This is a genomic window from Streptomyces sp. CY-1 (assembly GCF_047218265.1).
In the GTDB taxonomy this organism is placed as follows: domain Bacteria; phylum Actinomycetota; class Actinomycetes; order Streptomycetales; family Streptomycetaceae; genus Streptomyces; species Streptomyces niphimycinicus.
This window is the reverse complement of sequence record NZ_CP178393.1, coordinates 6,191,553-6,203,223: the sequence shown is the minus strand read 5'-3', so window position 1 is coordinate 6,203,223 and position 11,671 is coordinate 6,191,553. Positions and strand designations below refer to the sequence as shown.

General features: G+C 72.7%; 7 protein-coding genes and 2 tRNA genes. 2 read left to right on the top strand and 7 right to left on the bottom strand.

What is annotated here, in order from left to right; genetic code table 11:
• Positions 1-23: 23 nt before the first annotated feature.
• Positions 24-96 (bottom strand) — tRNA-Arg (locus ACK1X7_RS26730).
• A gap of 423 nt (positions 97-519) precedes the next feature.
• Positions 520-610: transfer RNA gene (locus ACK1X7_RS26725), tRNA-Ser, on the bottom strand.
• Between the two features lie 351 nt (positions 611-961).
• Here ACK1X7_RS26725 and ACK1X7_RS26720 point away from each other — a divergent pair.
• Together ACK1X7_RS26720 and ACK1X7_RS26715 are read left to right on the top strand one after the other, a co-directional pair.
• Positions 962-1,411, top strand: coding sequence for an SSI family serine proteinase inhibitor (locus ACK1X7_RS26720; RefSeq protein ID WP_385138302.1), 450 nt, complete (start codon positions 962-964; stop codon positions 1,409-1,411).
• Positions 1,412-1,624: 213 nt separating this feature from the next.
• Positions 1,625-6,235, top strand: coding sequence for a PAS domain-containing protein (locus tag ACK1X7_RS26715; protein WP_413115734.1), 4,611 nt, complete (start codon positions 1,625-1,627; stop codon positions 6,233-6,235).
• A gap of 161 nt (positions 6,236-6,396) precedes the next feature.
• Here ACK1X7_RS26715 and ACK1X7_RS26710 read toward each other — a convergent pair whose 3' ends face one another.
• The 5 genes from ACK1X7_RS26710 to ACK1X7_RS26690 form a co-directional block, all read right to left on the bottom strand.
• Positions 6,397-8,055, bottom strand: a complete 1,659-nt coding sequence (locus ACK1X7_RS26710) for a long-chain fatty acid--CoA ligase (protein WP_382954686.1) — start codon at positions 8,053-8,055, stop codon at positions 6,397-6,399.
• 213 nt (positions 8,056-8,268) lie between these two features.
• Positions 8,269-8,799 carry a SigE family RNA polymerase sigma factor gene (locus ACK1X7_RS26705; RefSeq protein ID WP_385138259.1) on the bottom strand — a complete coding sequence of 177 codons (531 nt, stop codon included), beginning with the start codon at positions 8,797-8,799 and terminating at the stop codon, positions 8,269-8,271.
• A 273-nt stretch (positions 8,800-9,072) separates the two neighbouring features.
• A complete protein-coding gene (locus tag ACK1X7_RS26700; RefSeq protein WP_398158504.1) occupies positions 9,073-9,933 on the bottom strand; it encodes a DUF1906 domain-containing protein in 861 nt (286 codons plus the stop codon).
• A 53-nt stretch (positions 9,934-9,986) separates the two neighbouring features.
• The gene (locus tag ACK1X7_RS26695) at positions 9,987-11,153 is read right to left on the bottom strand and encodes a lipid-transfer protein (RefSeq protein ID WP_385138255.1); all 1,167 of its coding nucleotides are present in this window, start codon (positions 11,151-11,153) and stop codon (positions 9,987-9,989) included.
• Positions 11,150-11,635, bottom strand: coding sequence for a MaoC family dehydratase (locus ACK1X7_RS26690; RefSeq protein ID WP_413115733.1), 486 nt, complete (start codon positions 11,633-11,635; stop codon positions 11,150-11,152). Before ACK1X7_RS26690 ends, ACK1X7_RS26695 begins: the two co-directional genes overlap by 4 nt.
• Between the last annotated feature and the right edge of the window lie 36 nt (positions 11,636-11,671).

The following is an 11,671-nucleotide window of genomic DNA, read 5'->3' as shown; positions in this document are numbered from 1 at the left end:
CGGAAGGGGCCTCTGAGCTGGGGCGCGCTCGGCAGGATTCGAACCTGCAACCTCTTGATCCGTAGTCAAGTGCTCTATCCGTTAAGCTACGAGCGCTTGGCTTCCCGGCGGTTTTTCTTGCCGGTCGGCGTTGCGGGGACAACATTACATGACCTCTGCCGCCAGGCGAAATCCGTTTCCCGCACCCCCGCTGACCTGCGAGAACTCCATTTTTAGGGGCTGCCGGAGCGATCGTCGCGGGACATCGGGAAGCTGGCCTTCGTGTCGCTGGGCGTTTGGGGAGTGGCGGTCAGCTTCACGGAGGGCTACAGGATAGTCGCTCTGTGTCGCTTCGGTGCGAGTCCGGGGCTGGCAGGGTTACGGGGCCGCGGTCGCCCGGGGGCGCAGTCGCCGTCGCCGTAGTAAGGGGAGGCGTGGGCGGGCATTGTCGTGCCGGGCCGCTTCCGTGATCGTTCGCGGCGTCCCGCGGAAACGACACAGGGAGCCCGCGCCATGGGCACGGGCTCCCTGATCAGAGAGCGGAGGCTGAGGGATTTGAACCCTCGATGGGCTTTAGGGCCCAAACCGCATTAGCAGTGCGGCGCCATAGACCAGACTAGGCGAAGCCTCCAGCACACCGGTTTCGCTCGCGCGAGCGCGATGTGGTGTGTGCAGATGATGTCACAGCCCTGCGGGATGTCACCAATCGCGGACTACGGTACTCGGCGGGCGGGGCCCATCGCAAAGCCCTAACGCCCCGGAGCAGCCCCAATGCCGGAGCGCAGTCGGGGCGCGGTCGGAGCGCGGTCCTTACGGCGGAGCGTGCGCGGCGGAGCCCAGCCTCCCTCCAGCTCTCAGCCCCCAGCCCCTCCGGCCGAGCGCAGCCCTTATGGCGGCGCAACGCGCGCGGCGGCGGCGCGTTAGACGGGGCAGGGGCAGCGCGCCCCCGTCCGATCACTCCAGGAGTGCCCCGATGCCCCCGATGCCCCTGCTGCACCGCCTTGTCGTCACCGCCGCCCTGACGACCGCCGCCACGGTCGGCGCGCTGGCCCCCGCCGGGGCCACGCCGCTGCCGCTGCCCCTGCCGTTCGACACGGAGAGCGCCGACCGGCTCGTGATCACCGTCAGCCAGAGCGGTGACCCCGACGACGCCTCGACCTTTGTGCTGGGCTGCCACCCGACCGGGGGTACGCACCCCCGGGCCCGGGCCGCGTGTGCGCAGTTGGACTCGCAGACCGTGTGGGGCCGGGATCCGTTCGCGCCGGTGTCGCCGGATGCGATGTGCACCGGGCAGTACGGCGGGCCGGCCACGGCTCGGGTGACGGGTCACTGGGCGGGGCGTCCCGTCAACGCGTGGTTCAACCGCACCAACGGGTGTGAAATCGCCCGATGGAATCGGTTCTCCGTCGTTTTGCGCACGCCTGGGAGCTGACCTGGGGATTGGGACGGGAGTGAGAGGAGGAGAGCACGGAGAAGTTTGTCCGGGCGTGCGTCGAGACGCGTACGTCGTGCTGCGACCTCCCTCTCATCCGCCGTCACGTCCGGCTTCGGTGGCCGTAGACTCCCCTAGAGACACTCCGCAGACGGGACGGCAGAATGACCGCGAGTGTCAGCAAGATGCAGTAGTCAGGGAGGAAGCGTCGTCGTGAGCAGCAGGCCATCCCGAGGCGCTGCTCGCCTCGCAGCGATACTCGACGCGCTCCCGGACGCGCTGTTGCTCGTCAACTGCAACGGCACGATCGTCAACGCCAACCACATCGCGCTGGAGTCCTTCGAGGCTCCGGGCACCGCCCTGGTCGGCCGTGGTCTGCTCGATCTGCTCCCCTCCTTCGATCCCAATCGCATTCCCGGGTCGATGCGGCGCCCCGAGTCGGCACAGCGGGACGGCATCAAGCCGACCCGGATGATGGCCCGGCGCACCGACGGGGCGCAGATTCCCGTCGAGGTGACCAGCGCGAATCTGGAGGACGGGCGGACTCCTTACGCCGATCAGTACAGCTACACCGGCGATGAGCTGCTGATGCTCATCGTGCGCGACCTGACCGGGACGCTCGACACCGAGGCCGAACTCGCCCGTCAGCAGCGCCAGACCGAGATGATCCTGCGCGCGGCGGCGGAGGGCGTGGTCGGCGTGGACACCGAGGGCAAGGTGGTCCTCGTCAACCCGTCCGCCGCGCAGATCCTCGGCTACCGGGCCAGCGACATGGGCGGTCAGGAGCTTCACTCTCTTGTACACCACTCGCGCCCGGACGGTTCCCCCTTCCCGTACGAGGAATCGCCCCTCGCCGACTCCCTGCGCTCCGGCCGCAAGCACCGGGTGCGCGGCCAGGTGCTGTGGGCGAAGGACGGCAGCGAGGTCCCGGTCGATCTGACCACCGCGCCCGTCCGCGACGGCGAGCAACTCGTGGGCGCGGTGATGACCTTCACCGACCGGCGTGCCGAGAAGACCATGGCGGCCAAGCACGCCGAGGAGGTGGAGAGCCTCACCACCCAGCACACGGAGGAGGTCGAGCGCCTCACCACCCAGCACACGGAGAAGGTGGAGAGCCTCACCACCCGGCACGCCGAGGAGCTGGAGAACCTCACCGCCCAGCACACGAAGACCGTGGAGGGGCTGCGGACGCAGCTCGCCGAGGAGCGTGCGCGGTACTCGGCTCAGCTCGAGTCCGTCACCGCCCGGAACAGCCAGTTGCTCGCCGTGCTGGACCAGTCGCTGCGCGGACCGCTGCTGCAACTGCGCGGGGAGCTCGGTGTGCTCGCCGACGACCCGGCCGGGCAACTGTGGCCCGAGGCCAACCAGATCCTGCACCACCTCGCCGCCGGCTACACCCGGATGACCACGCTCGTCGACAACGTCCTGAGCTATCAGCGGCTCGACGCGCACAGCGAGGAACTGGCCCGCCGTACGGTCTCGATGGACGAGGTCGTATCGGCCAGTGTGGAGGGCGCGGTCGAGCTGATCGGCCCGGGGCGCGCGCAGTTCGCCGTGCACGCGCCCCCCATCGACGCCGAGGTGGACCCGGAGCGGCTCGCCCAGGCGCTCGCCCATCTGATCGCGGACGTGGCCGGGGTCGACTCCACCGGCAACACCGCAGCGGGCAGCTCGGCCAGCGACTCGACGATCGTGGTCGCGGCGGCACAGCGCGGCGATGTCGTACGGATCGAGGTCCGCGGACCGTACGCGGGCGGCGACCCGGTGCACGAGCCGATCGTGCGCGGGATCGTGCGCCGGCACGGGGGCGTGCTCCAGACCCATGAGATGCCGGGCATGGGCGGACACGCCTACGTCCTGGAGGTGCCGATCTCGGCGGCGGCCGCGGCCGAGCAGGAGCGCGCGAACGGCGACACCGCCGGGCAGGGCGACGGTACGCAGGGACAGGGCACCTCCGGCGCGGGCACGGGCACGGGTACAGGCACCGACGCGGGTACGGATACGGGTGCGGGCACCGCGGGCGGCAATGCCACCGGCCAGACCCCGACCGGACGGCGCGCCCGGCACGGCGCGGCCCCCGGCGGCACACCAGGCGACACCAGCGGCGGCGGTACGCAGGGCAACGGCACGCTGGGCAACGGCACACAGGGCGGTACGCCCCCGCCCAACCTCCGTAAGGCCGACCCGCATACGGCCGATCCCGGTACGGCCGACCCGCGCACCGCCGCTCAGCAGGGCGCCCCGGGCTCGCCCGCCGCACTGCCGGCGGTCGTCGGCGAGGACAGCGCGGCCCAGCAGCAGGGCGCGGCCGAGGCCGGGGACACCCCACGGCCCACCGGGCGGCGCAGGGCGCGCCCCCACCCCGACGAGGCGGCGGCCGCGGCCGCCGCCGCGCAGCCCGCCCAGAACGCCGAGGGAGCCGCGACCGGCAGTCATCGCCATGCTCGCGGCGACGCACCGGAAGCGGCCGGTCCGCAACCGACGGGCGCCGCCGCCATGGGCGTTGTGCCGCCGCAGGGCATTCCGGCCCAGCAGCAGCCCCAGGGCCGCCGCGCCCGGCGCGGCGCCCCGGCGCAGGAGCAGGGCGGCCCTCAGTCCGCCCCCGCCCCTGCCCAGGACTCGGGCGGTCGGCCTGCCCTCGCCCTGCCCGCTGCCGCCTCCGACACGCCCCAGCGGCCCGCCCAGCCGGTCGCATCGGGCATGCCCGCGCTGCCCGCCGCCCGTGCCCCCGAGGAGCAGCAGCCCAACTGGGGCCAGGACACCGGCGGCGGCCGGCCGCAGGACGTCCCGCCCACCGGACGTCGCCGCGCCCGCCGCACACTGGCCGAGGCGTCGGAGCTGCCGGCGCCCGACCAGGCGCAGCCCCAGGGCCAGCCCCAGACGCAGGGCCAGGCGCAGCCCCAGGGCCAGACGCAGGGCCAGGGCCGGCCCCAAGGCCAGGCGCAGCCCCAACTTCAGCCGCAGCAAGCCCCGCCGCAGCCGCAGTCCGCGGGGGAGCCCGGTCTCGTCCGCTCCCCCTTCGCGCTGCCCCCGGCCGCCGCCGACCGGGCGCAGCCCGGCGCGCTGCCGCCGGAGCTCGGCCCGGCCGGGCTCGTCCCCGCGCAGCACGGCGCCCGCGAGGCGCGGGGCGGCGCGCCCCAGCCGCAGCAGGGCGGGGGCCTGGCCGTACGAGGCGAGCCCGTACCCCCCAACGGTGCCGCACGGCCCGGGGGCTGGCCGTCCGACCCCGGTCAGGCACCGGGCCAGGACCCGCGTCGGTCCCAGCCGCAGCCGCAGGCCCAGGGTTCCGGCGCCGCTCAGCCCGCCGGATCGGGCATGCCCGCGCTGCCCGCCGCCCGTACGCCCGAGGAACAGCAGCCCAACTGGGGCCAGGACACCGGCGGCGACCGGCCGCAGGACGTCCCGCCCACCGGACGTCGCCGCGCCCGGCGGCCACTGGCCGAGGAGCAGCCGGAGGCGCCCCAGGGCGGCCCGGGTACTCCGGGCGTTCCGCCCCAGGGTGGTCCGGGTGGCCCGCAGCCCGTCGAGGCGAGCGGGCGCCCACCGGCCCAGCAGCCGACCCAGCAGCCTGCGCAGTGGCCGGACGCGCCCGCGCAGCCCCGTCCGCAGCCGCTGCCCGCCGAGGCCCCCCAGAGCGCCGACGCCGCCCAGGGGCGCGCGATCAGCGTGCGCACTCTGGGCCAAGGGGTGCCGTTCGCCCAGCAGGTGGGGGAGCACCCCCAGGGCCAGCCGCAGCAGGGCCAGGGACGCCCGCAGCAGGGCCAGCCCCAGACGCCCTCCGGAGGCACCAGCCTGGGCTCCGGCAGGCGCCGCAAGCTGGCCGCCCGGCCCGAGATGGCGGACCAGGGCAACTCGGCCGAACTCCAGCCCGCCGGCAGCCGTTCGCAACCGCACCCCGGGGCACAGACCGGCGCCCAGCCCCGCCCCCAGCCCGGGTCGGGGGCGCAGCCGCAGCGTGCGGCGGGTGGGCCGCAGAGCTCGGGCCGTGCGTTCGCCATCGGCGCGCCGGACGAGGGCGCCGAGGGGCCGGAGCCGCTGGACGGGCCCAACGGCGCCGTCGAGATCGTCGACGACCGCACCCCGCCGCCCGACGACGAACTGCCGCCGGAGCCGCTGGACAACCCGCGCCGCCTCCTCGTATGGCCCGCGCCGGACATGTCCACCCAGCAGGCGCTGAGCGACCGCGGCTACCGCCCGGTGATCGTGAACTCCCGTGAGGAGGTCGACGCGCAGATCGCCGCGTACCCGGCGGCGCTGTTCGTCGATCCGCTGACCGGGCCGATCACCCGGACCGCGCTCCAGTCGCTGCGTACGGCCGCGGTCGCCGCCGAGGTGCCGGTGCTGGTGACCGCGGGGCTCGGCCAGGCGACGCGGGAGGCGGCGTACGGCGCCGACCCGGCCGTCCTGTTCAAGGCGCTCGCCCCGCGCGACAGCGAGCAGCATCCGTCGCGCGTTCTGCTGATCGAGGAGCACGAGCCGATCGCCGTCGCCCTTACGGCGACGCTCGAGCGGCGCGGGATGCAGGTCGCCCGCGCGGCGACGGACGCGGACGCGGTCTCGCTCGCGGGGCAGATGCGGCCGAATCTGGTGGTGATGGACCTGATGCAGGTACGCCGCCGCCGGGCCGGGATCGTCGACTGGCTGCGCGGCAACGGACTGCTCAACCGCACCCCGCTGGTCGTCTACACCTCCGCGGACATCGATCCGGCGCATCTGTCGCGGCTGACCTCGGGCGAGACGGTGCTGTTCCTCGCGGAGCGCTCGACGAGCGCGGAGGTGCAGTCGCGGATCGTGGACCTGCTGGCGAAGATCGGCACCAACTGACACGCGCGGTCCTTACGGTGACGTGCGGACCGTAAGGAGACACTCGGCTCCTTACGGTGGCCGCGTCACCGGCCGGCCGACCGGGGGCTCGGGCCCGCTCGGCCCGCGCCCCCGTTTCCGTTGCGTTCCTCAGCCCAGCGTGGTCAGAGGCCCAGCGTGGGTCAGCGGCCCAGCGTGGTCACGTCCAGTTCCCCGTCCGCGTACTGCTTGCGGATCACCTTCTTGTTGAACTTCCCCACACTCGTCTTCGGCACCACCGGAACCACCGCCCAGTGCTCCGGCAACTGCCAGCGCGCGACCCGTTCGGCGAGGAAGGCCCGCAGCCCCTCGTAGTCGACCGTGGCGCCCTCCGTCAGCACCACCGTGGCCAGCGGCCGCTCGCCCCACTTCTCGTCCGGCACCGCCACCACCGCCGCCTCCGCGACCTCCGGATGGCCCATCAGCAGGTTCTCCAGCTCGACCGTGGAGATCCACTCGCCGCCGGACTTGATGACGTCCTTGGCCCGGTCGGTCAGCGTCAGATAGCACTCGGGGCTGATGGTGCCGACATCGCCGGTCTTCAGCCAGCCGTCCTCGGTGAACTTGTCCTCGGGGCGGAACGGCTCGCCGTCCGCCCCTCCGTAGTACGCGCCCGCGATCCACGGCCCGCGCACCTCCAGCTCACCCGGCGTCTTCCCGTCCCACGGCACGACCTCGCCGTCCGCCGAGATCAACCGGCACTCGACGGACGTCGGGAAGCGGCCCTGCGACAGCCGGTACGGCCAGCCCTCCTCCGCCGAGAGCCCGCCCGGCGGATGGGCCACGGAGCCGAGCGGAGAGGTCTCCGTCATGCCCCATGCATGGACGACGTGGATGCCGTGGCGCTCCTCGTACGCCTTCATCAGGGAGGGCGGGCAGGCCGAGCCGCCGATGAAGACGTCCCGCAGACAGCTCACCTCCCGCGGCCTCGCGTCGAGTTCGGCCAGCAGCCCCTGCCAGACGGTGGGAACGGCGGCCGCGATGGTGGGACGTTCGCGCTCGATCATCTCGGCGAGCGGCTCGGGCTGGAGGAAGCGGTCGGGCATGAGCATCGAGGCGCCCGCCATGAAGGCGGCATGCGCGGTGCCCCATGCGTTTGCGTGGAACATGGGCACCACCGGCAGCAGGGTGTCGCCCCCGGACATCCCGAACGACTCGGCGGCGTTGACCTGCATCGAGTGCAGGTAGATGGAGCGGTGGCTGTAGGCCACGCCCTTGGGGTCCCCGGTCGTCCCCGAGGTGTAGCAGAGCGCGGCGGCCTGGCGCTCGTCGATCTCCGGCCAGGCGTAGTGCCGCGGCCGCCCCTCGATCAGCTCCTCGTAGTCATGGACCCGGGCGGCGCAGCCGTCCAGGACGGAACGGTCGCCGGGCCCCGCGACCACGATGTGCTTCACGGTGGTGAGGCCGGGGAGGAGCGGTGCGAGCAGCGGCAGTACGGAGCCGTTGACGATGATCACGCGATCGGCGGCGTGGTTCACGATCCAGCCGAGCTGCTCGGTGGGCAGCCGCAGGTTGAGGGTGTGCAGTACGGCGCCCATGGAGGGGACCGCGAGATACGCCTCCAGATGCTCGCCGTTGTTCCACATCAAGGTGGCCACGGCCTGCCCCGGCTCGACCCCGAGCTCATCGCGCAGCGCGTTCGCCAACTGGATCGACCGCATGCCCACGTCGTGGAAGCTGAGGCGCCGGGGCTCGTCCTCACCGGTCCAGGTGGTCACATGGGCCGTACGGCCATGCACGAGTGCCCCGTGCACAAGGATGCGGGTCACGGTCAGCGGTACGTCCTGCATCGTGCTGAGCACCGGGGCCTCCAGGGTTCCGGTTACGCGCGGGCTGAGGTTCCGCCGATTGTGCAGCCGACCGCTCGGTATGTCACTACCCCCGGACCCCGCCGGTCGCCCCGTCGACCGCCCCGTCGATCGCCCGTCGGTCCCCCTGCCGATTCCCGGGCCGGTCCCCGGGTCGGTCCCCCCAGTCAGCCCCCGGTCAGCCCCCGTCGGCCGCCGCCCGGACGGTCACGCGGCGTAGCCGAGCTCCGGGTCCTCGCGGAGCTTGCCGAGGGCGCGCGAGACCGCGCTCTTGACGGTGCCGACGGACACCCCGAGTACCTCCGCCGTCTGCGCCTCGCTCAGGTCCTCGTAGTACCTGAGGACGACCATCGCCCGCTGACGGTCCGGCAATCGGAGTACGGCCCGCCACAGCGCGTCGCGGACGACCTGCCGTTCGGCGGGGTCCGGGGCGGGCACCGTCTCGGGCTCGGGCAGCTCCTCGCAGGCGAATTCGTCGATCTTGCGCTTGCGCCACTGCGAGGTCCGCGTGTTGACCAGAGCGCGCCGCACATAGCCGTCCAGCGCTTTGTGGTCCTCGATACGCTCCCACGCCAGGTACGTCTTGGTCAGCGCGGTTTGCAGCAGATCCTCGGCGTCGCACACGTTGGAGGTCAGCGAGCGGGCGGTGCGCAACAGCACCGGCCCCCGCGCCCGTACATACGAAGTGAACGACGGGAACGCGGCGGCGGATACGCCTGTGCACACGGTCGTGGTCATGGCTTAACGCTAGGAGCCGGGCAGGTCGGAGCGGATCGGCCATAAGTGCCGAAGCGGGATCAGCCTCAGGTTGTACGGTTGGTGCTGGCACCACCTCCTCCGGGGGGAGGGGCCGAGCCGAGGGTCAGGGTTCCTCCCGAGGGTTCCCCGGGAGCGCCCCCGAAGGCGCTCCCGGAGAGTTCCCGAGGATTACCCGAAGATGCCTACGAGGACCCCTCCGAAGATGCCTCCGCGGTTCCAGGGGTGTCCCGGACGGGCGCCGGTGACGGAGGGTCATTTGATGATCGCGACCGGTGCGTCCACCTTGTTGCGGTCGATGCGCAGCGTCCGGCCGCCGTGTGTCACATCGACGTTGCCCTTGTACTGGTGGATGCGGCGGTGCGGATTCCACGCGCTCTTGGCCAGCGCCGGCTCACCGTACAGCGACGGCTTCCCCTTCCAGCGTGCGAACCACATGGCGGAGGGCAGGTCATGGACCCCGGCCCGGCGGGCCTGCTCCACATGGCGTACCCCGGAGTCGGCGCTGCTGTAGAAGCCGGGGAAGAAGCCGTGCGAGCGGACCTCGCGGTTCCAGCCCCGGATGAAGGAGAGCGTCTTGGCGGCGCAGCCCGTTTTCGTCAGGTCGTACGCCTCCATGTCGAGGTAGAGCGCGCTGCGCTTCTTCAGGGAGAGCGCCTTGGCGCGCGCGACCGCGTCCTTGCCCTCCGCGCGCCCCTGGGAGAAGGGCTTGCCGCCGATCGGCACATGCTTCTTGTTGGCGCTGCGGACGCAGGGGGCCTGGGATCCGACGAAGATGGGCAGCACCCGCCACTTCATGCTCTTGACGCCGCGCATCCAGGAGACGGTGAGGTTGGGCTGGCTCGCACAGGCCCGGCCGCGGCCCGCGTAATAGACGCCGACGGCGCGGTAGCGGGAGCTGTTCCACGCGCGCAGGGTGGCGAGGGACGGCGCATGGCAGGTGTCGAAGGCCCAGCCCTGGAAGACCTTGGCGCCCAGGGGACGGGGGTCGGGCAGGACCTCCGCCGAGGCGGCGGGGGTGGCACCGGCGATCGCGGTGGCCAGCGCCGCGGCCAGACCGGTGGTCCATCCCGTGGCTTGCCAGTTGCTCCGCCTGCTCTGCTTTCTTCGGGTCATATGAGGAGTGAAGGTGGACCTCGGCGGCCCGATACCGCCGACACGCGCGCGGTTCAGCCGTCTGCGCCGAGGAGGAGCCCGGATGTCGGTACCCCGGTGCCCGCGGTGACCAGGGCGCGGGCGGCCCCCGGCACCTGGTTGACGGAGGTGCCGCGGATCTGGCGGACGGCCTCGGCGATCCCGTTCATCCCGTGCAGATACGCCTCACCGAGCTGACCGCCGTGCGTATTGAGCGGCAGCGCGTCCTCGGCGACGAATCCGGCCGCCTCACCGCGTCCGCAGAAGCCGAACTCCTCGAGCTGCATCAGCACGAACGGCGTGAAGTGGTCGTAGAGGATGGCCACGTCGACGTCGGCCGGGGTCAGCCCGCTGCCGCGCCACAGTTGCCGGGCGACCACCCCCATCTCGGGAAGGCCCGTCAGGTCGTCGCGGTAGAAGCTCGTCATCTGCTCCTGGCCGCGCCCCGCGCCCTGCGCCGCGCCCGTGATCACGGCGGGCGGACGCCGCAGGTCGCGCGCCCGTTCCACGCTGGTGACCACGAGCGCCTGGCCGCCGTCGGTCTCCTGACAGCAGTCGAGCAGCCGCAGCGGCTCGACGATCCAGCGGGAGGCGGCGTGTTCGGCGAGGGTGATCGGCTTGCCATGGAAGTACGCGGCCGGGTTGGTGGCCGCGTGGCGGCGGTCGGTGACGGCCACATGGCCGAAAACCTCGGGCGTCAGCCCATAGGCGTACAGATAGCGCTGGGCGGCCATGGCGACCCACGAGGCCGGGGTCAGCAGCCCGAAGGGCAGCGACCAGCCGAGCGCGGCGCCCTCGGCGGACGGCTCGCGGTGCTGTACGCCGGAGCCGAAGCGGCGCCCGGAGCGCTCGTTGAACGCGCGGTAGCAGACGACGACCTCGGCCACGCCAGTCGCGACGGCGAGCGCGGCCTGCTGCACGGTGGCGCAGGCCGCGCCCCCGCCGTAGTGGACGCGCGAGAAGAAGGTGAGATCGCCGATGCCGCACGCCTGCGCCACGGTGATCTCGGGGCTGGTGTCCATGGTGAAGGTGACCAGCCCGTCCACATCGGCCGGGGCGAGGCCCGCGTCGTCCAGGGCCGCCTGAACGGCCTCGACGGCCAGCTTCAGCTCGCTGCGGCCCGAGTCCTTGGAGAACTCGGTGGCGCCGATGCCGACGACGGCGGCCCGGCCGCCCAGGGTGTCCGCCTTACGGGCGCTCATCGGGGGGTGTCCGGGGTGGTGATTTCGGTGGGGGCGTCGGTGGTCGCCGGGGTGTCGGTGGTCCCCTTACGGGCGTCACCGGTTCCCGGGGCATCGGTGGGGAGCCGCACCGTGACCTTGCCGGTCACATGGTGGCCGATGCCGTTCCTGCCGGTGACGGCGACCTCCGCCGTGCCCTCCGCGACCGCGGTGACCTCACCCGTCAACACCATCTCATCGCCGGGGTAGTTGGGCGCCCCGAGCCGGATGGCGACCTTACGGAGGCGGGCCCGCGGCCCGAAGTGATCGGTGATGTACCGGCCGACCAGCCCATTGGTGGTGAGGATGTTCATGAAGATGTCCGGGGAGCCCTTCTCCTTGGCCGCCTCGGCGTCGTGGTGCACATCCTGGTAGTCCCGGGATGCGAGGGCACCGGCGACGATCAGGGTCCGGGTGATCGGGATGCGCAGCGGGGGCAGCTCATCGCCCGTACGCACGGTCATAGGGCCGCCTCCTCGTCCGTACTGTCCGCCAGGTCG